Origin of the sequence: Streptomyces sp. NBC_00094, assembly GCF_026343125.1 — a bacterium.
Classification (GTDB): Bacteria; Actinomycetota; Actinomycetes; order Streptomycetales; family Streptomycetaceae; genus Streptomyces.
Genome location: NZ_JAPEMB010000001.1, coordinates 4,891,605 through 4,913,809, shown reverse-complemented (window position 1 = coordinate 4,913,809; position 22,205 = coordinate 4,891,605). Strand labels below are relative to the sequence as shown.

General features: G+C 72.1%; 20 protein-coding genes. 11 read left to right on the top strand and 9 right to left on the bottom strand.

Annotated features, from left to right (window positions below; genetic code table 11):
* Window positions 1–27: 27 nt before the first annotated feature.
* Both OG580_RS21910 and OG580_RS21905 read right to left on the bottom strand, forming a co-directional pair.
* Window positions 28–630 carry a sigma-70 family RNA polymerase sigma factor gene (locus tag OG580_RS21910; RefSeq protein WP_267045360.1) on the bottom strand — a complete coding sequence of 201 codons (603 nt, stop codon included), beginning with the start codon at window positions 628–630 and terminating at the stop codon, window positions 28–30.
* 243 nt (window positions 631–873) lie between these two features.
* A complete protein-coding gene (locus tag OG580_RS21905; RefSeq protein ID WP_003948568.1) occupies window positions 874–1,485 on the bottom strand; it encodes a response regulator transcription factor in 612 nt (203 codons plus the stop codon).
* A 433-nt stretch (window positions 1,486–1,918) separates the two neighbouring features.
* Here OG580_RS21905 and OG580_RS21900 point away from each other — a divergent pair, with 433 nt between their 5' ends.
* Window positions 1,919–2,299: a WhiB family transcriptional regulator gene (locus OG580_RS21900; protein WP_267045359.1), complete on the top strand. Its 381-nt coding sequence runs from the start codon at window positions 1,919–1,921 to the stop codon at window positions 2,297–2,299.
* A 120-nt stretch (window positions 2,300–2,419) separates the two neighbouring features.
* Here the strand turns inward: OG580_RS21900 and OG580_RS21895 are convergent, their stop codons facing one another.
* Window positions 2,420–3,313 (bottom strand): LysR family transcriptional regulator, encoded by an 894-nt coding sequence (locus OG580_RS21895; RefSeq protein WP_267045358.1) that lies wholly within the window; start codon window positions 3,311–3,313, stop codon window positions 2,420–2,422.
* Between the two features lie 82 nt (window positions 3,314–3,395).
* On the opposite strand from OG580_RS21895, the gene OG580_RS21890 reads away from it, so the two are divergent.
* Together OG580_RS21890 and OG580_RS21885 are read left to right on the top strand one after the other, a co-directional pair.
* The gene (locus OG580_RS21890) at window positions 3,396–4,091 is read left to right on the top strand and encodes an MOSC domain-containing protein (RefSeq protein WP_267045357.1); all 696 of its coding nucleotides are present in this window, start codon (window positions 3,396–3,398) and stop codon (window positions 4,089–4,091) included.
* Window positions 4,092–4,100: 9 nt separating this feature from the next.
* Entirely contained in the window at window positions 4,101–4,874 is a 774-nt protein-coding gene (locus OG580_RS21885) for an SDR family oxidoreductase (protein WP_267045356.1), read from the top strand.
* A 13-nt stretch (window positions 4,875–4,887) separates the two neighbouring features.
* On the opposite strand, the gene OG580_RS21880 is transcribed toward OG580_RS21885, so the two are convergent.
* The gene (locus OG580_RS21880; protein WP_267045355.1) at window positions 4,888–6,735 is read right to left on the bottom strand and encodes a DUF2264 domain-containing protein; all 1,848 of its coding nucleotides are present in this window, start codon (window positions 6,733–6,735) and stop codon (window positions 4,888–4,890) included.
* A gap of 166 nt (window positions 6,736–6,901) precedes the next feature.
* On the opposite strand from OG580_RS21880, the gene OG580_RS21875 reads away from it, so the two are divergent.
* The 5 genes from OG580_RS21875 (at window position 6,902) to OG580_RS21855 (ending at window position 12,256) form a co-directional block, all read left to right on the top strand.
* A complete protein-coding gene (locus OG580_RS21875) occupies window positions 6,902–8,017 on the top strand; it encodes a LacI family DNA-binding transcriptional regulator (RefSeq protein ID WP_267045354.1) in 1,116 nt (371 codons plus the stop codon).
* 102 nt (window positions 8,018–8,119) lie between these two features.
* Window positions 8,120–9,454 (top strand): ABC transporter substrate-binding protein, encoded by a 1,335-nt coding sequence (locus OG580_RS21870; protein WP_267045353.1) that lies wholly within the window; start codon window positions 8,120–8,122, stop codon window positions 9,452–9,454.
* A 4-nt stretch (window positions 9,455–9,458) separates the two neighbouring features.
* Entirely contained in the window at window positions 9,459–10,367 is a 909-nt protein-coding gene (locus OG580_RS21865) for a carbohydrate ABC transporter permease (protein WP_267045352.1), read from the top strand.
* A complete protein-coding gene (locus tag OG580_RS21860; RefSeq protein ID WP_267045351.1) occupies window positions 10,364–11,218 on the top strand; it encodes a carbohydrate ABC transporter permease in 855 nt (284 codons plus the stop codon). Before OG580_RS21865 ends, OG580_RS21860 begins: the two co-directional genes overlap by 4 nt.
* Before the next feature lie 18 nt (window positions 11,219–11,236).
* On the top strand, window positions 11,237–12,256 hold the full coding sequence (locus OG580_RS21855; protein WP_267045350.1) for a hydroxyacid dehydrogenase: 1,020 nt from the start codon (window positions 11,237–11,239) through the stop codon (window positions 12,254–12,256).
* 63 nt (window positions 12,257–12,319) lie between these two features.
* Here the strand turns inward: OG580_RS21855 and OG580_RS21850 are convergent, their stop codons facing one another.
* Window positions 12,320–15,892: a hypothetical protein gene (locus OG580_RS21850; RefSeq protein ID WP_267045349.1), complete on the bottom strand. Its 3,573-nt coding sequence runs from the start codon at window positions 15,890–15,892 to the stop codon at window positions 12,320–12,322.
* A gap of 46 nt (window positions 15,893–15,938) precedes the next feature.
* Here OG580_RS21850 and OG580_RS21845 point away from each other — a divergent pair, with 46 nt between their 5' ends.
* The gene (locus OG580_RS21845) at window positions 15,939–16,637 is read left to right on the top strand and encodes an ester cyclase (RefSeq protein WP_267045348.1); all 699 of its coding nucleotides are present in this window, start codon (window positions 15,939–15,941) and stop codon (window positions 16,635–16,637) included.
* A gap of 78 nt (window positions 16,638–16,715) precedes the next feature.
* On the opposite strand, the gene groL is transcribed toward OG580_RS21845, so the two are convergent.
* Together groL and groES are read right to left on the bottom strand one after the other, a co-directional pair.
* A complete protein-coding gene (gene groL, locus OG580_RS21840) occupies window positions 16,716–18,338 on the bottom strand; it encodes a chaperonin GroEL (RefSeq protein ID WP_267045347.1) in 1,623 nt (540 codons plus the stop codon).
* Between the two features lie 128 nt (window positions 18,339–18,466).
* Entirely contained in the window at window positions 18,467–18,775 is a 309-nt protein-coding gene (gene groES, locus OG580_RS21835) for a co-chaperone GroES (protein WP_267045346.1), read from the bottom strand.
* Between the two features lie 204 nt (window positions 18,776–18,979).
* On the opposite strand from groES, the gene OG580_RS21830 reads away from it, so the two are divergent.
* A complete protein-coding gene (locus OG580_RS21830) occupies window positions 18,980–19,456 on the top strand; it encodes a DUF6234 family protein (RefSeq protein WP_267045345.1) in 477 nt (158 codons plus the stop codon).
* Window positions 19,457–19,562: 106 nt separating this feature from the next.
* Here OG580_RS21830 and OG580_RS21825 read toward each other — a convergent pair whose 3' ends face one another.
* Window positions 19,563–19,817 (bottom strand): hypothetical protein, encoded by a 255-nt coding sequence (locus tag OG580_RS21825; protein WP_267045344.1) that lies wholly within the window; start codon window positions 19,815–19,817, stop codon window positions 19,563–19,565.
* A gap of 41 nt (window positions 19,818–19,858) precedes the next feature.
* On the bottom strand, window positions 19,859–20,797 hold the full coding sequence (locus tag OG580_RS21820) for a polysaccharide deacetylase family protein (RefSeq protein WP_267045343.1): 939 nt from the start codon (window positions 20,795–20,797) through the stop codon (window positions 19,859–19,861).
* 196 nt (window positions 20,798–20,993) lie between these two features.
* On the opposite strand from OG580_RS21820, the gene OG580_RS21815 reads away from it, so the two are divergent.
* Window positions 20,994–22,184, top strand: coding sequence for a methyltransferase domain-containing protein (locus tag OG580_RS21815; RefSeq protein WP_267045342.1), 1,191 nt, complete (start codon window positions 20,994–20,996; stop codon window positions 22,182–22,184).
* The last annotated feature ends 21 nt before the right edge of the window (window positions 22,185–22,205 follow it).

The following is a 22,205-nucleotide window of genomic DNA, read 5'->3' as shown; positions in this document are numbered from 1 at the left end:
GGCAACGCTTACTTCGCGGCGCAAGACCTACTGCTCGGCCAGCGCCCTGAGCCGACTGAGCGCGCGGTGCTGCGCGACCCGGACCGCCCCGGGGGACATGCCGAGCATCTGCCCGGTCTCCTCGGCGGTCAGCCCGACGGCGACCCGCAGCACGAGCAGCTCGCGCTGGTTCTCCGGAAGGTTGGCGAGCAGCTTCTTGGCCCACTCGGCGTCGTCGCTGAGCAGCGCGCGCTCCTCGGGACCGAGGGAGTCGTCCGGCCGCTCCGGCATCTCGTCGGAGGGCACGGCCGTGGACCCCGGGTGTCGCATGGCGGCGCGCTGGAGGTCGGCGACCTTGTGACCGGCGATGGCGAAGACGAAGGCCTCGAAGGGCCTGCCCGTGTCCTTGTAGCGCGGCAGCGCCATCAGGACGGCGACACAGACCTCTTGGGCGAGGTCCTCCACGAAGTGGCGGGCGTCCCCGGGCAACCGGTTCAGGCGGGTGCGGCAGTACCGCAGGGCGAGCGGGTGCACGCGCGCCAGAAGGTCGTGCGTGGCCTGCGCGTCGCCCTCGACCGCGCGGCGCACGAGCGCGCCGATGTCCCCCTGCCCGGCAGGCATGGGGGAACCCACGGTCTCGTCGTCGCGCATCGCTCCATGGTGCCCCGACGCCTCTGCGTTCGCGGCACCGCGTCCGTAGTTGTGCACCGAAGCGTTATGAGCAGGTGCGCCGGAACTCATCTCCCGCGCCCTCCCCTCCCGCTCGACCGACTCGTCCCCGAGGAACTCCACATCTCAAGGATGCGGCATTCCGCGAGGAAGTGACACAAGCCCGCCCCGTCCACCCCACGACGGACGTGGATGCGGACGGGGAGAAGGCCGGTGACCTGCGACTCAGCGCACCAGGCCCCAGCGGAATCCCAGCGCGACGGCGTGCGCCCGGTCCGAGGCGCCCAGCTTCTTGAAGAGGCGCCGGGCGTGCGTCTTGACGGTGTCCTCCGAGAGGAAGAGCTCGCGCCCGATCTCCGCGTTGGACCGGCCGTGGCTCATGCCTTCGAGGACCTGGATCTCGCGCGCGGTGAGCGTGGGCGCGGCGCCCATCTCGGCCGAACGGAGCCGGCGCGGGGCGAGCCGCCAGGTCGGATCGGCGAGCGCCTGGGTGACGGTGGCCCGCAGTTCGGCGCGCGAGGCGTCCTTGTGCAGATAGCCACGCGCACCCGCGGCGACCGCGAGCGCGACGCCGTCGAGGTCCTCGGCGACCGTGAGCATGATGATGCGGGCGCCCGGGTCCGCGGAGAGCAGCCTGCGAACGGTCTCCACACCTCCCAGTCCGGGCATGCGCACGTCCATCAGAATGAGGTCCGAGCGGTCCGCGCCCCAGCGGCGGAGGACTTCCTCGCCGTTGGCCGCGGTGGTCACACGCTCGACGCCGGGCACGGTCGCGACCGCGCGGCGAAGCGCCTCTCGGGCAAGCGGGGAGTCATCGCAGACGAGGACGGATGTCATGACTGACCTCCGTGGCTCTCGCAGCTGTTGCGCGTCACCTTGAGCCTCCAGGGCTGGTACGTATCGTCACCTGTGCGATTGACGCTCTCGGACACCTGCCCGATCGCTTGTTCCTTCAACCGCCTCCGCACACTCAACGACGGTCACTCGAAAGAGTTACGGGTCGGACGGCAGCCTTCCGCACTCTACGTGAGGGCCCGTAAGCGGAGGAGAGCGACGCGACCTTTCCGTCCCTGATCAAAAGCTATGCCCCATTTAGCGGGTTTTCTTCCCTTTTCGCAGTGTCTGTGGCTAGATTCGCAATGAGTCATATTTACATCTACTTCGACAGTAGTTGTACTACCCCGACCCGTCGGGGCCCGAGGAGCCCCGGTCGATCAGCCATCCACCCGCCCACCTATCCGTTCGACACGGTTTCAAGGGGACTAGCGCAATGGCAGATTTCTCCCGCCTTCCCGGACCCAACGCCGATCTGTGGGACTGGCAACTCCTCGCGGCCTGCCGCGGGGTGGACAGCTCCCTGTTCTTCCACCCCGAGGGAGAGCGCGGCGCGGCACGGAGTGCGCGCGAGAACTCGGCGAAAGAGGTCTGCATGCGGTGCCCGGTACGCGCGGAGTGCGCGGCTCACGCACTCGCCGTGCGGGAGCCCTACGGCGTATGGGGCGGCCTCACCGAGGACGAACGCGAAGAGCTCATGGGACGCGCCCGGAACCGCCTGATCACGGCGGCGCCGACGCCCGCGTCCGTCACGTCCGTGACGTCCATGACGACATCGGCGGCGGCAGCGAGCCGCCCGATCGTGGAGCGCATGTGAAGGAACGTTTCCCCAAAGACAGCCGAAGAGACGGCGGAGTCTGAGACGGAACACGAGACAGCCCGCGCCCACGCGCGCGTGGCAATGCCGACGCGTGGCAGTACGTACGTGGGGCAGTGCCTACGCGCGCGTGGCGGCGCGGATCAGCTCGTCGAGCGTGGCGGCGACCGCCGGGACCTGTGCCAGGTCCGGCAGGGTCAGGGCCACGATCTCCCGCTCCACGGCGGGCTCCACGGTCACGGTCCGCGCCCCCTTGGGTCGTACGGACTCGATGGCGAGCTCGGGCAGGACGGCGACGCCCAGCCCCGCGCCGACCAGGCCCACCACGGCCGGGTAGTCGTCGGTGGCGAAGTCGATGCGGGGGGTGAAGCCCGCCTCCTCGCAGACGTCCACGAGCTGGCGGCGGCAGCGCGGGCAGCCCGCGATCCAGGACTCCTCCGCGAGCTCGGCGATGCCGACCGAGTCGGCTCCGGCGAGCCGGTGCCCCTCGGGCACCAGGCCCACCAGTCGGTCCGCGAGGAGCGGGCGGACGACGAGGTCGTCCCACTCGGCCTGCCCCGCCCCGTACCGGAAGGCGAGGGCCACGTCGCAGTCGCCCTCCCGGAGCATCTCGATCGAGCGCGGCGGTTCGGCCTCCACGAGGGAGACCCGGGTGCCGGGGTGCGCGGCGCGCAGGGCCGCGAGCGCGGTCGGTACGAGGGTGGAGCTGCCGCTGGGGAAGGAGACCAGCCGGACGCGGCCCGCCCGGAGCCCGGCGATGGCGGCGACCTCCTCCTCCGCGGCGGTGAGCCCCGCGAGGATTCCGGCGGCGTGGCGCACCAGGACCTCGCCGGCCTGGGTGAGGCGCATCTCGCGCCCGGTACGGATCAGCAGCGGGGTGCCGGCGGAGGTTTCGAGCGCCTTCATCTGCTGACTGACGGCGGGCTGGGTGCAGCCGAGTTCGCGCGCGGCGGCCGAGAAGGAGCCGGTGGCGGCGACGGCGCGCAGGACGCGGAGATGGCGTGCCTCGATCATGCGTTCAAGCATAAGCGAATCTTGGGTGAAGCGCCGTATGTGTAGGCGATCCTTTGAGATGTATCGCCCGTAAAGTGCCCGCATGACCTTGTTGAGCGTGAATGCGGGCCGGGCCAGGGCGGTGGACTACACCGATTCCGCGTCGGGGATGACGGGCATCGACAAGCGGCCCGTCACGGGGCCCGTGCGGATCGAGGCCCCGGGGGCGCGCGGTGCCGGGGCGAGCGGTGTCGCCGGGGACGCGGTCTGCGACCTGCGGTTCCACGGCGGCGACGACCGGGCCGCGTACGCCTTCGCCCGGGAGGACCTGGACCGGTGGGAGCGGGAGCTCGGCCGTGAGCTGGGCAACGGCTCCTTCGGCGAGAACCTCACGACGCTCGGCCTCGACGTGAACGGCGCCCTGATCGGGGAGCGGTGGCGGATCGGTGAGGACGTGGTCCTCGAAGTGACCGGCGGGCGCATCCCGTGCCGGACGTTCGCGGGGTTCATGGAGGAGCGGGGCATGGAGGAGCGGGGCTGGGTCAAGCGGTTCACGCGGTCGACGGCCGGACCCGGCGCGCTGCTCCGGGTGATCGCGCCGGGCGAGGTGCGGGCCGGTGACCCGATCGCGGTCGTGCACCGGCCGGACCACGCCGTGACCGTCGCGCTGCTGCATCGCGCCGCGACCGTCGAACGCGCGCTGCTGCCCGGCACGTTGGTCGCCGCGGAGTGGATGGAGTCGGAGCTGCTCGCGCTCGCGCGCCAGTACGCGGACAAGTACGGCCGGGCGGGGCACTAACGTGCCCGTATGACGACTGCACTGATTACGGGGGCCACCGCGGGCATCGGGGCCGCCTTCGCACGCAGGCTGGCGGCGGATGGTCACGATGTCGTGCTCGTGGCCCGGGACATGAAGCGGCTCCGGGAACAGGCCACCGAACTGCACGACCGGCACGGCATCGAGGCCGAGGTCCTCTCGGCGGACCTGGCCGAGGAGAAGGGCATCGCGGCCGTCGAGGCGCGGCTCTCCGACCCGAAGCAGCCGGTCGACGTGCTCGTGAACAACGCCGGCTTCGGCAACAAGGGCCGGTTCCTCGAAGTCTCCATGGCCGACGAGTTGAAGATGCTCACGGTGCACTGCGAGGCGGTGCTGCGGCTGACCTCCGCCGCCGCCGCCTCGATGAAGGAGCGGGGCCGGGGCGCGGTGGTGAACGTCGCCTCGGTGGCGGCCTTCGTGCCCCGCGGCACGTACGGGGCGTCGAAGGCCTGGGTCGTGCAGTTCACCCAGGGCGCGGCCCGGGACCTCGCGGGCAGCGGGGTGCGGCTGATGGCGCTCTGCCCCGGCTTCGTGCGGACCGAGTTCCACGAGCGGGCCGGGATGGGGACGGACAACATCCCCGGCTGGATGTGGCTCGACGCGGACAAGCTGGTGACGGCGGCGCTCGGGGACCTGGAGCGGGGGAAGACCCTGTCGATCCCCGACCCCCGCTACAAGGCCCTGATGGGTGTGGTGAAGCTGGCGCCGCGCGGGCTGCTCGGCGGTGTCTCCTCCAAGGCGGGGCGCAAGTACGGCCCGAAGTGACGCCCGTACGGGATCACTGACCGTTCGGGACGAGGGCGGCGAGGGCGGCGAGGTCCAGTCGGGTGACGGAGCCGTCGGTGGAGCCGTTTCCCCAGGTCACGTGCAGGGTGTGGCCGGTGACCCGGACGTGCGCGAGGCCGGCCGCGGGGGCCGGGGCGGGTTCGGCGGTGAGGGAGGCGAGGGCGACGAAGAGGCTTTTGGGGCCGTGCGTGCCGCCCTCCAGGGCGAGGGTCCGGCTGCCGGGACCCTGAAGGGTTTCCCCGGTGGGGAGTTCGGTGGCCGTCGCGGCCTCCGGGTAGCCGTGGACCGGGTGAAGTTCCGCGTGCGGCCCGTCGGGGGTCGTGGCCCAGCCCGTCTGCCGTACGGGAGTCCCCTCCGGGGCGCCGAGCACGAGGTGCGCGCGGACCTCCGCGCGGCCGTGGGCGAGGGTCGCCGAGAGGACCCGGACGCCGGGGTGGGGGGTGTGCAGGGAGGCCGCCCAGTCCGGGCCCGTGCCCGCCGGGAGGGCGGGGCCGCGCGTACTGGCCCGGCCGTCTTCCGTCAGCAGGGCGAAGTGGTTGTCGGCCGGGGCCGGACCGGCACTGGGGCCGGTCCGCGTGGAGTAGGCGTGGCGGGCGTAGCCGGGGTCGTCCTCGTCCTCCTCGGCGCTGTGGACGTGGTTGCTGCCGTGGTTGTGGAGGCGTACGAGTCCGTCGGCGGCGGTCGTCTGGACGAGCAGCCCGGTCGGGGCGATGGGGCGGACGGTGTCGGTCCGTTCGGCGGGCAGGGCCTCCTCGGGGTCGGTCCAGGCCGGGTGTCCCGCGGGCAGGAGGAGACCGAGGAATCCCTTGGACGCCCAGTAGGGGGAGCCGGGACCCGAGTACTCCTGGACGAGCGGCGGGTACGGGCCGTGCCAGCCGAGGGTGAGCAGCCCGCGCTCGTCGGTGGCGCCGCGGTCGAGGAAGTACCGCAGGGTGCCGGAGGCGAGGCGGCGGGTGGCTCCGGGGGTGAGCGGGGTGTGCCCGGTGAGGGTGCCGAGCCAGGGGGCGGCGGCCGCGGCGAAGCGGTAGATCAGGGAACGCCCGTACGGGAGGGGGGCGCCGCTCGCGTCGAAGAGGTGGACGTAGTCGTCGAGGTGGCGGTGCAGGCGGGGGCCGTAGCGGTCGAGGAGCGTCCGGTCGCCGGCGAGGTGGGCGTGGAGGGCGGGGTAGAAGTGCAGCGCCCAGGCGTTGTAGTGGTCGAAGGCGCGGTTGTCGCCGTCGCTGTACCAGCCGTCGCCGACGTACCACTCCTCGACGCGGGCGAGGGAGCGGTCGATCGTGGCGGCGGCGTGGTCGGTCTCGATGCCGGCGTCCTGGAGGAAGCCGGCGACGGTGAGGCCGAAGAGCCACCAGTTGTTGTCGACGGGCGACGGCCCGAGGGCGGGGCGGAGCCAGTCGACGACCCGGTGGCGGGTGCGGTCGTCGAGGCGGTCCCAGAGCCAGGGGCGGGTGAGACGGAGACCGAGGGCGATCGAGGCGGATTCGACGATCGCCTGGCGGGTGTCGGCCATGCGGGGCCAGGAGTCGGGGTCGGGGGCTCCGGGCCTCCCGGGGCCGGCCGCGAGGCCTTCGGCGTACCGGGCGAGATGGCCGGCGGGGTCCTCCCCCTGGGCGCCCGCGACGCGGAGCGCCGCGAGGAGGAAGGTGCGGGCCCAGCCCTCCAGGCCGTCGGAGCGGGCGCCGGACCAGCTGGGGCGCGGGCCGGGGAGGTCGATGAGGCCGCCGCGCGGTGAGGCGTGGGGGCGGACGGCGAGGAGGAGCCGGTCGGCCGCGGCCTCCCAGTGGACACGGGTCCAGCCGGTGTACGGGCTGAGCTCACGGTTCTCGGGCGGCGTGGGCATGATGCTCCCTGAGGGCTCCCTGGGGTGACGGTTGCGTCGCCCGGAATCCTGGACAGGCTCCGATCGAACGTCAAGGGATCCGGAGCGAATGATCGAAACTTCCGTCGTTCGATCATTCGTGGACTAGGGTCGGGGGACCACCACCACCGCGAGGGGGAACTGCGCCGTGCGCGAGACAGCTGCCGAACGACACGACCGACTGCTGGCCCTGGTGCGCGAGCGCGGCACCGCCCGCGTCGCCGAACTGGCCGAGCGGCTCGGGGTCTCCCCCGTCACCGCCCGCCGGGACGTCGAGGCGCTGGCCGCGCAGGGGCTGCTCGACCGGGTGCACGGCCAGGTGTCCTGGCCCCGGGCGCAGGGTGCCCCGGGGGCGGGGCGGTCCGGCGAGGGCCTGGTCCTCGGCCTGCTCGCCCCCTCCGCCACGTACTACTTCGCCGAGGTCATCCGGGGGGCGCACGAGGCGGCGGCCCGCGCCGGCGCCCGGCTGGTGCTGCGCATCTCGGACTACCGGCCGGAGGAGGACCGGGCCCGCACCGAGGGCCTGCTCGCGGCCGGCGCCGAGGGCGTGCTGGTCGCGCCCGGCTGGCGCGGGCCCGAGGACCGGCTCGCGTACGGCGACTGGCTGGCCGAACTCCCCGTACCGGCGGTGCTCCTGGAGCGCAGGGCCGAGCCCGGCAGCCCGCTCGACGGCCTGGACCGGGTCGTCTCCGACCACGGGCACGGCGTCCTGCTCGCCCTGCGCCACCTGCTCGGGCTCGGCCACTCGACGCCGCTGCTCGTGGCCCGCGGGGACTCCCCGACCGCGCTCGCGGTGCGCGCCGGGTACGCCGAGGCGCTGCGGACGCTGGGCCTCGAGGAGCCCCGGCCGGTCATCGACTCCGTACCGGCGGAGGCGGATCCGGAGGGCTTCGAGCGGGCGGTGCGGGCGCTGTACGAGGCGGTCCGCTCGGGGCTCGCGGGCGCGGCGCTCGTCCACAACGACGTGGACGCGATCGAGATCGTGCAGCGCCTGGCCGAGCTGGGCGTGCGGGTGCCGCAGGACCTGGCGCTCATCGCGTACGACGACGAGGTCGCGGCCCTCGCCGACACCCCGCTGACGGCGGTCGCCCCGCCCAAGCGGCAGGTCGGGCGGTACGCGACGGAGCTGCTCGTGGAGCGACTCGGCGAGGATGCCGCGGGGCCGGACGAGGAGGTGGTGCGGCGTCATCTGAGCCTGCTGCCGACGCTGCGGGTGCGGGCCTCCTGCGGAGCGCGCCCGGGGCATCCCGCACGATCGATCTGATCTTTTTTCGATCAATCAATCTTTCGCTCTTGACTTCGGTCATGAACGGTCACAGGATCACGGCCACAACCTCCCAGCCGCCCCGCCTCCAGGAGCCGAGCCGTGACCCGTAGTTGGAGCAGAACGTCCCGCGTCATAGCCGGCACCGCCACCGCCCTCGCCGTCCTCACGGCCTGCGGCGGCGGCGGTGACGACACCGCGAACCAGCCGGACAAGGCGAACAAGCCGAACGGGCCCGTGACCATCACCTTCTGGGGCTGGGCCAAGGGCTCCAAGGACGTCGTGGACGCCTTCAACGCCTCCCACACCGACATCAAGGTGAACTTCGAGGAGATCCCCTCCGGCACCGCCGGCGGCTACGCCAAGATCTCCAACGCCGTGAAGGCCGGCAACGCCCCCGACCTCGTCTCCATCGAGTACTCCTCGCTCCCCGAGTTCGTGAGCTCCGGCGCCCTCCAGGACATCGGCGGCGAGTTCACCGAGGCCGACCGCGCGAAGCTGCTCCCGCAGAGCGTCGAACTCACCACCCTCGGCGGCAAGTCCTGGGCCGTCCCCTTCGACGCCGCTCCGCAGGCCTTCTTCTACCGCAAGGACCTGTTCGCGAAGTACAAGGTCCAGGCCCCCACCACCTGGGACGAGTTCAGGAAGGCCGCGGAGCAGGTCAAGAAGGCCGACGCCAAGACCCGTATCGCCACCTTCTTCCCCGACGACCCGACCACCTTCGAGGCCATGGCCTGGCAGGCGGGCGCCCAGTGGTTCAAGGCCGGTGACGACACCTGGAAGATCGACACCACCGACCCCGCCACCACCAAGGTCGCCGCCTACTGGCAGGGCCTCCTCGACGACGGTCTCGTCCACAAGAACGCCTCCTTCAGCCCCGAGTGGACCGGCTCCCTCAAGAACGGCACCACCATCGGCTACCTCGGCGCCTCCTGGGGCGCGGGCGTCCTCAAGGGCACCCTGCCCGAGCAGAGCGGCAAGTGGGCCGTGGCGCCCATGCCCAGCTGGGACGGCAAGCCCGCCAGCGGGATGCTCGGCGGCACCTCCTTCGCCGTGACCAAGGACAGCAAGCAGAAGGCGGCGGCCGTCGCCTTCGCCGAGTGGATGTCCACCACCGAGGAAGGAGTGAAGGCCCGCATCGCCTCCGGCACCTCCTCCGCCTTCCCGGCCGCCGCGAGCCTCCGCCCGGTCGCCAAGCAGGCCTTCGACGCGAGCTACTACGGCGGCCAGGACATCTACGCCCTCTTCGAGGCCTCCGGCGCCTCCATCAACCCCAACTGGGCCTGGGGCCCGACCACCGGCACCACCAACACCACGATCAAGGACCACTTCGGCAAGATCACCAAGGGTGGTCCGACCGTCGCGGAGGCCGTCAAGGCCGGGCACGACGCCACCGTCGCCGAACTCACCAAGCGCGGCCTGAAGGTCGAGGGCTGACCGCGTGAAGGCCCGCACCCGCGCCGCCGCGATCCTGCTGACCCCGTTCTTCCTGCTGTTCACCGCGGTGATGGTGGTGCCGATCGGTTACGCGGTCTGGCTCAGCCTCTTCACCGAGAAACAGTCCGGACTCGGCTTCGGCGGCACCGAGACCGTCTTCACCGGCCTCGACAACTACACCGCGGCGCTGGGTGACCGGGCCTTCCGCGAGGGCTTCGGCGTCCTGCTCGGATACTGCCTGTCCTACATCCCGCTACTGCTCGTCGGAGCCCTCGGCCTCGCCCTCCTGCTCGACTCGGCGCTCGCCCGCGCCCGCCGCTTCTTCCAGCTCGCGCTCTTCCTGCCGCACGCCGTCCCCGGCATCATCGCCGCCCTGATCTGGGTCTACCTCTACACGCCCCAACTCAGCCCGGTCGTCAAGGCGATGGAGGCCGGCGGGATCGGCTTCGACTTCTTCTCCCCCGAAGGCGCCCTGCCCTCCGTCGTCAACATCGCCCTGTGGGAGTGGCTCGGCTACAACATGGTCATCTTCTACGCGGCCCTCCAGGCCATCGACCGCTCCGTCCTCGAAGCGGCCACCGTCGACGGGGCCGGCGCCTGGCGCATCGCCTTCTCCATCAAGATTCCGCTGGTCAAGGCCTCGCTCGCGATGGTCGGCCTCTTCACGATCATCGGCTCCCTCCAGCTCTTCACCGAACCGCTGATCCTCAACAAGGGCACCGGCTCCGCCGTCACCTCCACCTGGACGCCCAACATGTACGCCTACACCGCGGCCTTCGACCGCAACGACTACGGGCTCGCGGCGGCGGCCTCCGTCCTCCTGGCCCTGACGGCGGCGCTGCTCTCCTTCGCGGTGACGCGACTGACGGGCCGCCGGAAGTCCGGTACCGCCCGGAAGGAGCCGATGGCATGAGCAAGCCCCGTACGCGCTCCGCCTGGCTCTCCGGGACCGCCGTCAACGGCGCCCTCTTCCTCGCCGTCGTCTACATGCTCTTCCCCCTCGTGTGGCTGATCACCGCAGCCACCAAGGACGCCGGAGGGCTCCTCGCCGGAGACGCCTTCTCCTTCGAGGGCTTCGACCTCGGCGGCAACCTCTCCCGGCTCGCCGAGTACAACGACGGCATCTACTTCCACTGGTACCTGAACAGCCTCCTCTACGCGGGCTTCGGCGCCCTCGCCTGCTCACTGGTGAGCGTCGCCGCCGGATACGCCTTCCACGTCTACGACTTCCGGGGCAAGGAGCAGCTCTTCGGCCTCGTCCTCCTGGGCGTGCTCGTCCCCACCACCGCGCTCGCCCTGCCGATGTACCTCCTCGCCAGCGAGGTCGGCGTCGTCAACACCTACTGGGCCGTCCTGATCCCCGTCCTCGTCAACCCCTTCGGCGTCTACCTCTCCCGGGTCTTCTGCGCCGGCTACATCCCCGACGAGGCCCTGGAGGCCGCCCGCATCGACGGGGCCGGCGAACTGCGCGTCTTCCGGTCCATCGGTCTGCGCATGGTCATGCCCGGCTTCGTGACCGTCTTCCTCTTCCAGTTCACCGCCATCTGGAACAACTTCTTCCTCCCCCTGGTGATGCTCTCGGACCAGAAGCTCTACCCCCTGAGCCTCGGCCTGTACGCGTGGAACAGCAACGCCCACGCGGAACCCGACTTCTACCCCCTCGTCGTCACCGGATCCCTGCTGGCCGTCGTCCCCCTCGTCGTCGCCTTCGTCTCCCTCCAGCGCCACTGGAAGGCCGGCCTGACCGCCGGCAGCGTCAAGTGAGGAAGGCCTGCTCCCACGATGCACCCCACCACTGACAACCGCCCCGCGCTCCTCCTCGCGATGGGCCCGGACACCGCGGAACGCCTGCTGACCGACGCCCACCGGCAGCGCCTCGCGGCACTCACCCGCACCGATCCGCACCTCGTCGCCCACGACCTCACCGCCCCCGACGCGCGGACCGCCGCAGCCCTCGCCGAGGCCGAACTCCTCCTCACCTGCTGGGGCGCGACCCCGCTCACCCCCGAGGTCCTCGACCGGGCCCCGCGCCTCAGGGCCGTCGTCCACGCGGCCGGCTCCGTCAAGCACCACATCACCGACGCCTGCTGGGACCGCGGCCTCCGCGTCACCTCGGCGGCCGCCGCCAACGCGCTGCCGGTCGCCGAGTACACGCTCGCCGCGATCCTCTTCGCCGGCAAACAGGTCCTCCGCTCCGCCCACCGGTACGCCGAACTCCGCACCGACCACGCCTGGCTGACCGAGTCCGCGGCCTGGGGCAACCACCGCCGCACGGTCGGCATCGTCGGCGCCTCCCGCATCGGCCGCCGGGTCGTCGAACTCCTCCGCCCCTTCGACTTCGAGATCCTCCTGTACGACCCGTACGTGACGGTCCCGCCGCCCGGCGCCGAACTGACCGACCTGGACGACCTCTGCGCCCGCTCCACGGTCGTCTCGGTCCACGCGCCCCAACTCCCGTCCACGTACCGCATGATCGGCGCCCGCCAGCTGGCCGCCATGCCGGACGGCGCCACCCTGATCAACACGGCCCGCGGCTCCCTGGTCGACGAGACGGCCCTCCTCCCCCACCTCCGCACGGGCCGCCTCCACGCGACCCTCGACGTGACGGACCCGGAACTCCCGCCCCCGGACTCCCCGCTCTACACCCTCCCGAACGTCCTCCTCACCCCCCATGTGGCGGGCTCCCTGGGCAACGAACTCCACCGCATGGCGGACCAGGCGATCGAGGAGGTGGCGCGCTACGGGCGGGGCGAGCCGTTCGCGGAGGAGGTCAGGGCGTCAGACCTCCGGCACTCGGCGTAGGGCGCCCGCCGAGAGGCCCCGCCCGGGGGCCCCGGGCGGGGGCCCCGGGCGGGGTCTCTCGGGTCACGGCGACGTCGCGGACCCGCGTGCGCACACCTCGAAGACGAAGGGAGCGGCCGCCGGTTCGAGGGACAGGACGTCCGGGAGCAGATCCTCGAGACTGTGCTTCCGCAGCAGCCGCGCGAGCAGCAACCGCCCCCGCCCGGGCTCGACGACCCGGACCAGCCGGCCCCATCCGAAGGGCATGTCCCCGGACTCCTCCGACTCGCCCGGCAGTCCCCTTACCCGCACCTCGGCGGCCGCTCGGGCGTGCTCCCCCGCCTCCGCGAGCGCCGTGACCAGAGCGATCCACACGTGGAGGGTGTCGCCCGAGTCCGGGAGGGACCGGACGAAGGCGCGCGCCCGGTCGTACTCACCCCCCGCCACGAGGGCGCGCACGATCTCCGACACGTGCCCGGAGCTGATCCACCTGGCGCCGTACCCGGCACCCCCGGCGGCCTCGGCGAGCAGCTTGTCCCCCGCCTCCTCCTCACCGAGCTCGAAGAGCGCCCGAACCAGGCCGGGGACGGCCATGAAGACAAGGAGCCCCTGCTCGAAGTGGGACAGCGCTTCGTCCAGACAGACGTCGGCCCGCTCCCCGTCCCCCGCCCTCGCGTACGCCACCGCGATCGCGGCCCAGGCCCGCACACGATCGTCCGCGCGGGTCACCCGCCGTGCGTACGACTCCGCCTTCGCCACCTCACCGTGCTCGGCGGCCCCCTCCGCCAGGACGAGCCACAGGTGCTCCCCGACCTGGCCGTCCAGCCGTTCCCCGACGGCCTCGGCGTCCTCGAACAACCCCTCGCCGCACAGGCGTCGCACCAGCTCCACCGCCGCGAGGAAGGCCGAGGGCACGGCGGTGAGGCGCCGCATGAGCGCCTCGGCGCGAGCGAACTCCCCCATCCGGACCAGGGCCTCGGCCGCCGAACCCGCCCGGATCTGCCAGCCGATCGGGGCGGCCCCGCCCTCGGCCGCGTCCCCCACCGGTTCGGGCCCGTCCTCGACACCACGCAGAAGGCCACGGGCCAGGTCGGCGAACCCCGCCTCCGCCAGCGCCCGTGCCGCGTGGAACGGGTCGGCCGCCGTTCCCCGGGACTCCGCTCTGATCCGGTCCTCCACCTCCGCGACCAGCCCCGCCGCCGCGGCGAGGGCCTCGGGCCCGGCGCCCTCGGAGCAGGCCGTCACCACTCCACGGACCAGGGCGAGCCCACCCTCGCCGTAGGGCACGTCAGAGGCGAGCTCATGCGCTCGGCGCAGGTCGCCGGAGACGGCCAGCGCCTCCACGACCGCGGCAAGCAGGTGCCGGGACAAGGTCCGCCACGGGTCACCGCGGCGTGCCAGGGCCTCGGCCCGGTCGAGCGCGCCGGCCGCCACCAGGGCGTTCACCACCACGCGGAGCGCCCGTTCCCTCGCCCATTCGTCGTCGATGGACCAGGCGAGTTCCTCGGCCGTCCCCAGGTCGTCCGTGGCGGCCAGGCCGGCCACGACCTCACGCAGGGCGGACCCCCGGGCCTCCGGGGCCTCGATCGTCTCCGCCAGCGCCTGTGCGCGGTCCCGCCGCCCCGCGGCCACGAAGGCGCCGACCACGTCACGCAGGGCCCAGGCCCGCGATTCGGGCTTGTCGAGCAACCGCACCGCGGCGATGGCGCGCTCGAACTCGCCGGCCTCCGCCAGCGCCCCCACCGTGGCGGCGAGAACCGGCGACACCCGGATCATCGCGTCCACCCGGTCCAGGATCGCGGCCGCCCTGCCATCGCCGCCGCGCAAAAGGACCCCCGCGATACGGACCAGCGGCAGGACCTCGCCGTCCGGCCCCGCCTCGGCGGCGAGCCTCACGGCCTGCTCGACGTCCCCGCACTCGGCGTAGCCCACAGCCGTCTCCGCCAGCACCCGCGCCCGGGTCGGCGCGTCCGGTTCGACACGGCACAGCGCGACGGCCCGCTCGCGCATACCGGCCGCCGACCATGCGCGGGACAGCTCGCAGAGCAGCTCCGACCTCGTCCGCGGGTGTTCCACCAGGAGGGCGACGGCCGCCGCCCGGTCGAGCAGTCCGATGCGTGACCACGCCCGGCAGACCACGGCCAACGCCTTCTCGCGCTCGTCGCCCGTCATGTTCCCCGCCTGCGCCGCGGCGTCCTGAGCCTCGGCCAACAGGGCCACGGCCTCGTCCGTCTCACCGGTCTCGAAGAGCCGGAGGGCGATGTCCGTCAGGGCCTGCGCCCGCCAGTCGAGACTCCTGATGCTCCGGGCGAGACCCTCCGCCCTGCCGTACCGCCCCAGCACCGCCCAGGCCCACGGCAGTGTCGGCGGAATGCCGTCGCTCCTGCCTTCGAGTCGTTCACGGGCCACCACCAGGCGCAGGAAGTCCAGGAAGTCCGGCACACCCGCGTCGATGACCGCCGTCTCCGTCTCCTCGATCTCCGTCAGCGCCGCCAGGTCCCCACCGGTGCGCGCGAGGAGCCGGTCGTGCCGGTCCTCGTCCAGGGCGCATCGCGTCATCCGCTCCGGATCACCGGCCGCGCGCAGCTCGGAGAACCAGCCGTGCAGCAGGTAGTCGGGGGTGTCCTCGGGCCATCCCCGGGCGCGCCATCCCTCCGCCCAGGAGTGCACCGCGCTCCGGTACCGGCCGAGTTCCCGCGTACCGAGCATCTCTCCCGCCTGCAGCCGGAGTTCCTCGTGCGCCAGCAGGTACGCGTCCCCCCGTACCGCGAACGTCCGCCCCGGCCCCGTACGCAGCACGTCCTTGACCCGGTACGGGACGTCGTCCGTCAGTTCCGCGAGGTCGTCCGCCGTCAGGCCGCCGCCCGCCGCCGTGAGGAGGGCGAGGAGGTCGTACGGGAGTCCGCCCGCCTCCAGGAGCCGCTTCAGCTCGCGTTCCGCCTCCGCCCTGATCGCGCGGGCCTTCGGGGAGGGGGCCAGGAGCCGTACGGCCTCCGGGGCGCGGAGCGGGTGGTCCTCCGGGACGTCGACCGGCAGCGGCGGGTTGAGGCGGCCGGAGACGATGACGGGCAGGTCGTACGGGAGGAGGGCCGCGATCGAGTGGGCGTCCGGGCCTGTCGTCACACCCCGGTCCTCGTCGAGGCCGTCGACGAGGAGGACCAGCCGTTCGCCGCGCGCGGCGCAGGACGCGGCGGCCGTGGCGTACAGACGCAGCAGGTGGGCTTCGCGGGTGGCGGCGGTCAGGAGGGCCGGGAGCCCTTCGCCGGCCAGTTCCGCCAGCTGTTCCAGGACCACGTCCACGAACGCGGTGACGTCGTTCTGGGCGCCGAGACGGGCCGTGACGAAGAAGGGGACGATCCGCACGCCCGGCGGCGGGTCGAGGGCGAACCAGGAGAGCAGTGCCGTCTTGCCGGCCCAGGCCTCCGCCCGCCACCAGACGTACGCGGGACGGGAGCCGGTGAGACAGAAGGCCGCGAGCTCGGCCAACTCGACTTCGCGGTCGACGAGTTCCGTGGGGGCGATCCGGCGGACCTGCTCCCGGTATCCGGAGCGGACCGCCATCGGTTCCGGTACTCCGATCCGGTTTCCGTCGCCGATCACCACGACACCCGAACCGTTGTCGACGGTGACCGACCGTTCTCCCCCTGCCCGCTCCATCCGTCCAACCTAGACTGGAAGGGTCCTACCGGGGTCGGGAGGCGCCATGACCTTCGTACAGATAATCGACTGCAAGACCAGTCGGGTGGACGACCTGAATCTGCTCATGGACCGGTGGGTCGAGCAGACCAAGGGCAAACGGACCGCGACCCACAGCATCGTCGGCAAGGACCGGTCCGACGCCTCCCACATCGTGGAGATCGTCGAGTTCCCCTCCTACGACGTGGCCATGCGGAACTCGCAGCTCCCCGAGACCGACCGGATCTTCCGGGAGATGGTCGCGCTCTGTGACGAGATGCCGACCTTCACCGATCTCGACGTGGTCCGGGACGAGGCACTATACAAGGGCAATGCCCGGCGTCTCCTGGACATGTTCGCGCAGGAACGGGAGCTCGCGCTGCTCGACGAGATCCTGGCCGAGGGGTACCACGACCACGATCCGACCAACGAGCAGGACGTCATCGGCATGGACGCCGTCCAGCGCGAGGTGGAGATGTGGCGGGGCGGCTTCGACTTCGCCTTCACCGTCGACGACCAGATCGCCGAGGGCGACCGGCTCTGCACCCGCTGGACGTGGAAGGGCAGCCACACCGGGGACTTCATGGGGCTCCAGCCGACGGGCATGGACGTGACCATGACCGGCACGGTCATCCACCGCTTCCGGGACGACGGGAAGATCGTCGAGGGGTGGTGGCAGTACGACCTGCTCGGCCTGATGGGGCAGCTCGGCGCCGTGGAGGGGTAGGAGCGGAACGGAGAAAGCACGAGGCCCGATGCCCCCGCGACGGGGGCACCGGGCCTCAGTGATCAGTTACGACACGCCTCAGTGGGAGTGGCCGTGACCGTGGCCCGCGTCCGCCGGCTCCTCTTCCTTCTTCTCCACCACGAGGGTCTCGGTGGTGAGGAGGAGGGAGGCGATCGAGGCGGCGTTCTCCAGGGCGGAGCGCGTCACCTTCACCGGGTCGATGACGCCGGCCTTGACCAGGTCGCCGTACTCGCCGGTCGCGGCGTTGAAGCCCTGGCCCTTGTCGAGCTCCGCCACCTTCGAGGTGATGACGTAGCCCTCGAGGCCGGCGTTCTCGGCGATCCAGCGCAGCGGCTCGACGGCGGCGCGGCGGACGACCGCGACACCCGTGGCCTCGTCGCCGGTCTTGTCGAGGTTGCCCTCGAGGACCTTGACGGCGTGGACCAGAGCGGAGCCACCACCGGAGACGATGCCCTCCTCGACCGCGGCGCGGGTCGCGGAGATGGCGTCCTCCAGACGGTGCTTCTTCTCCTTGAGCTCCACCTCGGTGGCGGCGCCGACCTTGATCACGCACACGCCGCCGGCCAGCTTCGCGAGGCGCTCCTGGAGCTTCTCGCGGTCCCAGTCGGAGTCCGTGGACTCGATCTCGGCCTTGATCTGGCTGACGCGACCGGCGATGTCCTCGGCGTTGCCGCCACCGTCGACGATGGTGGTGGCGTCCTTGGCGATGGTCACGCGGCGGGCGGTGCCCAGCACCTCAAGGCCGGCCTGGTCGAGCTTGAGGCCGACCTCCTCGGCGATGACGGTGGCACCGGTGAGGGTGGCCATGTCGCCGAGCATCGCCTTGCGGCGGTCGCCGAAGCCCGGGGCCTTGACGGCCACGGCGTTGAAGGTGCCACGGATCTTGTTCACGACCAGGGTCGACAGGGCCTCGCCCTCGACGTCCTCGGCGATGATCAGCAGCGGCTTGCTGGCGCCGGCCTGGATGACCTTCTCCAGGATGGGCAGCAGGTCCTGGATCGAGGAGATCTTGCCCTGGTTGATCAGGATGTACGGGTCGTCGAGGACGGCCTCCATACGCTCCTGGTCGGTGACCATGTACGGGGACAGGTAGCCCTTGTCGAAGGCCATGCCCTCGGTGAAGTCGAGCTCCAGACCGAAGGTGTTGGACTCCTCGACGGTGATGACACCGTCCTTGCCGACCTTGTCCATCGCCTCGGCGATGAGCTCGCCGACCTGCTGGTCCTGCGCGGAGAGCGCGGCGACGGCGGCGATGTCGGACTTGTCCTCGATCGGGCGCGCGGTGGCGAGGAGCTCCTCGGAGACGGCCTTGACGGCGGCGTCGATGCCCTTCTTCAGGGCGGCCGGGGAGGCGCCGGCGGCGACGTTGCGCAGACCCTCGCGGACCAGGGCCTGGGCGAGCACGGTGGCGGTGGTGGTGCCGTCACCCGCGATGTCGTTGGTCTTGGTCGCCACCTCCTTCACCAGCTGGGCGCCGAGGTTCTCGAACGGGTCGTCGATCTCGACCTCACGGGCGATCGTGACACCGTCGTTGGTGATGGTGGGGGCACCGAACTTCTTGTCGATGACGACGTTGCGGCCCTTGGGGCCGATCGTCACCTTCACCGTGTCGGCAAGCTTGTTGACGCCGCGCTCAAGGGCGCGACGGGCGTCCTCGTCGAACTTCAGGATCTTCGCCATGGGAGCGGTTCAGCCCTCTCGGAATCGTGTGGAACGAACGGCGCCCCCGGACGCCCAGTGCGGGGTCAAGGGGCGCAGCTCAAAGCATCTGCTTCAGATACTTCAGGTACTTCGGATGCTTCGGTGAATTACTTCTCGATGATCGCGAGCACGTCGCGAGCCGAGAGGACGAGGAACTCCTCGCCGTTGTACTTCACCTCGGTGCCGCCGTACTTGCTGTAGAGCACGATGTCGCCGACCTGAACGTCGAGCGGAAGACGCTCGCCGTTCTCGAAGCGGCCCGGGCCCACGGCGAGGACAGCACCCTCCTGGGGCTTCTCCTTCGCGGTGTCCGGGATGACCAGGCCAGAGGCGGTGGTCTGCTCGGCGTCGAGCGGCTGGACCACAATGCGGTCCTCGAGCGGCTTGATGGCAACCTTGGAGCTGGTGGTCGTCACGATCCGACCTCCCCCTTCGGAGATTACGGGGTCAACTGTCTGAGGTGGCGACCAGGTGGATCCGTCGTCGCGGGTGCCGGACCTGCCTGTCGCTGTGTTGGCACTCTCCAGGGGGGAGTGCCAGACCTGAGACTATGACCGCGATTAGCACTCGGTCAAGCGGAGTGCCAATTCCGTGCCGTCGCGCGTCGTTCCGGTCTCGGTATGGCGAACGCCGTGGCGGACCCCGAGGTTCCGTACGAGGGTGCGGCCATGCCGACCTCCCCGCCCCCGGTACGCCCCTGGGCCGACTTCCTGTCCGGACTTCTGCTCCTCGTCCTGGAGACCGTGCTCGCCGCGATCGCCGCTTTCACTCTGGGGATGCGGAGATGGGCCGAGTCCTACGATCCGCAGCCCTCGGCACCGCCCCCCATGGACTGGGTGCCGGTGCTGGTCTTCGGCGGGATCACGGGGGGCGTGCTGCTGCTCGCGTGGGTGTCGGTGCGCAGCCGTTGGCCCTGGACGGCCGGAGGCCAGTTCCTCGCGGCGGCGCTGCTGGGCATCGCCACGCTGACCTTCGGGACACAGGAGTGGGCGCGCTCGCACCCCGCGCCCCCGGGACCGACGGTCTCGCCGACGCCCGGCGAGGCGCGGTGCGTGTGCCGCAGCGGCGGCGGCCCCTGCGAGTGCCCGGGCGGCTGACGTCGGTGCGGGCGGTCGCCACCAGCCCGGGCTGAGGTCGACCCGGCCCGGGCGGCCGACCCGGCACGGGCAGCCGACCCCAGCCCCTCGGCCCGGGCAACCGCCGTCAGCCCCGGTGCCGGTCGCGGTGTTCCGGTGCGCGGGCTTCCTGGCGTACGGCCTCCCGGAGGAGCCGTGCCGCCCGGTCCGCGACCGTCGTCGCCTCCCCCGGTCCCCTCCCCCGCTCCACCGCCTTCCGCCCGAGGCGCTCGATCGGGTCCACCGCCGACGCGCACCCGGAGGCGCCGAGGAGCACCCCGGCGAGCGCCACGCCCGCCAGGGCCCGGCGTGCCGGGACGCGGCGCGCCCGCACCCCTCTCACCCGCGCCCCTCCCACCCGTAGCCCTCTCACGCGCGGTCCTCTCACACGTAGTCCTCGAGCTTGGCGACCGCGTACCCCTTGGCCGTGATCACGTTCATCACCCGGCGGATCATGTCGGGCATGGTGCCCTTCCAGTCGCCCTTGCCCCGGAAGTGGGTGAGCACGATGTCGCCGGGGTGCAGGTCCCGGTCCCACTCGCGCCACTCCATGTGGTCGGGGAAGGCCTCCGCGGCCCAGAGCGGAACCGCCTTGACCCCGCAGGACTTCGCCGCGCGCAGCGTGTCCTCGTTGTAGTTGCCGTACGGCGGGCGGAAGAGCGGGGGCCGCTTGCCGAACCGCTTCTCGATGACGTCCTGCATCCCGCAGATCTCGCGCTTCTGCTTGCTGTACGAGAGCCCCGGCAGGTAGCGGTGGTTGAGCGTGTGGTTGTGCAGGGCGACCCCGGACTCCTGCGACTTCTGCATCCTCGCGAAGTAGGCGTAGTCGTCCTTGACGACGTAGTCGCTGAGGAAGGCGCTGTAGGGGATGCGCAGCTCCTTCATCATCCGCAGCAGCTGGGGGTCCTTCTCGGCGCCGTCGTCGATCGTCAGGAAGACGATCTTCTCCTTGGTCGGCACGGTGGTGAAGACGGGCGGCAGGCCTTCGCCGTCCGTCTCGAAGCCCTTGCGGGTGGTGATCCTCGGCTTGGTCTTCGGCGGGGCCGGGGCGTCGAGCGGAGGCCGGGTGAGGCCCCACTTCTTGGCGGCCAGCGCGCGGGCGGCCCGCTGCCCGCGGACCTTCTCGACGTACGCGTCGAGCGCACCGGCCGAGCCCGGCCCCCGGCCTTGCTGGCCGGCTGCGGGGGCGGGCGCGCCGCGCCCCGGTGCGGCGGGGCCGGGCTCGGAGCCGGACCCGCCACAGGCCGTGGCGGCGGACGCGAGGGCTGCGACGACGAGAGCGGCCCCGAGGGTCCGCCGGAGAGGGTGCGCGCTGATCACCATAAATTCTTCCTCTTGTCGTACAAGCTGTATGGCGCCGCATCCTGTCAGCGCGGGCGCCCCTCGGAGTCGCGAACCGCCCGCACGGCGCCCACCGTCCCCCGTACGACACCCACCGTCCCCCGACCGGCCCCGCACCCTTACGCCGACCGGCCCACAGCCCGTCCCCCGACCGGTCCACAGCCCCACAGGGCCCACAATGGGACGGGTGACCGACCTCGCCTCCTTCACCGCCCTGCTCACCCCCGAGGGCCAGACGCTCCTCGCCGCCCTGCGCGACTACGACCCCGCACAGGAGCTGGCGGTCGTCTCCCGGCTGCGCCGCGACCACCCCGCCGAACTCGTCACCTCGGCGGTCGGCCAGGCCCGGCTGCGCCAGCGCGCGGTGGCGAAGTTCGGCGCCGAGGACGCGTACCGGATGTACTTCACGCCCAACGGCGTCGAGCAGTCGACCCGCGCCTCGGTCGGCACGTACCGGGCCGCCCGGCTCAAGGCGCTCGGCGTCGGCAGCGTCGCGGACCTCTGCTCCGGGATCGGCGGCGACGCGATCGCCCTCGCCCGCGCCGGGATCTCCGTGCTCGCCGTCGACCGCGACCCGCTCACCGCCGAGGTCGCCCGCGCCAACGCCGAGGCGCTCGGCCTCGCCGCGCTCGTCGAGGTCCGCGAGGCCGACGTCACCGAGATCGACACGAGCCCGTACGACGCGGTCTTCGTCGACCCGGCGCGGCGCGGGGGCCGGGGCAGGATCTTCGACCCCGAGGCGTACTCCCCGCCGCTCTCCTGGGCCGTCGAGGCGGCCCGCAAGGCCCCGCACGCCGCCCTGAAGGTCGCGCCCGGCATCCCGCACGAGGCCGTCCCCGCAGAGGCCGAGGCCGAGTGGATCTCGGACGGCGGGGACGTGAAGGAGGCCGTGCTCTGGTTCGGTACGGAGCCGGGCGCCCGCCGCGCCACGCTGCTGCCCTCGGGCGCCGGGCTCATCGGCCGGGGGCTGCCCGACCCGGCGGTCCGGCCGGTCGGCCGCTACCTCTACGAGCCGGACGGCGCCGTCATCCGCGCGCACCTCGTCGCCGAGGTCGCGGAGGACCTGTCCGGCGGGCTGATCGACGAGACCATCGCCTACGTCACGGCCGACGAGCTCGCCCCCACCCCGTACGCCGCCGCCTACGAGATCACCGACGAACTGCCCTTCAATCTCAAGAAGTTGAAGGCCCTGCTGCGGGAGCGTGAGGTCGGCACCCTCACCGTGAAGAAGCGCGGCTCGGCGGTCGAACCCGAGGAGATCCGGCGCAAGGTGAAGCCGAAGGGCCCCAACGCGGCGACGGTACTGCTCACCCGGGTCGCGGGGGCCCCGACGATGCTGATCGGCCGCCCGGCGGGCGGGGGCCGGTGACCGGGGCGCCGTAAGCGGCAG

Coding starts and splice junctions, on each gene's coding strand:
- OG580_RS21905 (WP_003948568.1), bottom strand. CDS start 1,485: ATGACATCCGTCCTCGTCTGCGATGACTCCCCGCTTGCCCGAGAGGCG.
- OG580_RS21815 (WP_267045342.1), top strand. CDS start 20,994: ATGGGACGGGTGACCGACCTCGCCTCCTTCACCGCCCTGCTCACCCCC.
- groL (WP_267045347.1), bottom strand. CDS start 18,338: ATGGCGAAGATCCTGAAGTTCGACGAGGACGCCCGTCGCGCCCTTGAG.
- OG580_RS21855 (WP_267045350.1), top strand. CDS start 11,237: ATGCACCCCACCACTGACAACCGCCCCGCGCTCCTCCTCGCGATGGGC.
- OG580_RS21820 (WP_267045343.1), bottom strand. CDS start 20,797: ATGGTGATCAGCGCGCACCCTCTCCGGCGGACCCTCGGGGCCGCTCTC.
- OG580_RS21885 (WP_267045356.1), top strand. CDS start 4,101: ATGACGACTGCACTGATTACGGGGGCCACCGCGGGCATCGGGGCCGCC.
- OG580_RS21830 (WP_267045345.1), top strand. CDS start 18,980: ATGGCGAACGCCGTGGCGGACCCCGAGGTTCCGTACGAGGGTGCGGCC.
- OG580_RS21900 (WP_267045359.1), top strand. CDS start 1,919: ATGGCAGATTTCTCCCGCCTTCCCGGACCCAACGCCGATCTGTGGGAC.
- OG580_RS21850 (WP_267045349.1), bottom strand. CDS start 15,892: ATGGAGCGGGCAGGGGGAGAACGGTCGGTCACCGTCGACAACGGTTCG.
- OG580_RS21910 (WP_267045360.1), bottom strand. CDS start 630: ATGCGCGACGACGAGACCGTGGGTTCCCCCATGCCTGCCGGGCAGGGG.
- OG580_RS21890 (WP_267045357.1), top strand. CDS start 3,396: ATGACCTTGTTGAGCGTGAATGCGGGCCGGGCCAGGGCGGTGGACTAC.
- OG580_RS21895 (WP_267045358.1), bottom strand. CDS start 3,313: ATGATCGAGGCACGCCATCTCCGCGTCCTGCGCGCCGTCGCCGCCACC.
- OG580_RS21860 (WP_267045351.1), top strand. CDS start 10,364: ATGAGCAAGCCCCGTACGCGCTCCGCCTGGCTCTCCGGGACCGCCGTC.
- OG580_RS21880 (WP_267045355.1), bottom strand. CDS start 6,735: ATGCCCACGCCGCCCGAGAACCGTGAGCTCAGCCCGTACACCGGCTGG.
- OG580_RS21845 (WP_267045348.1), top strand. CDS start 15,939: ATGACCTTCGTACAGATAATCGACTGCAAGACCAGTCGGGTGGACGAC.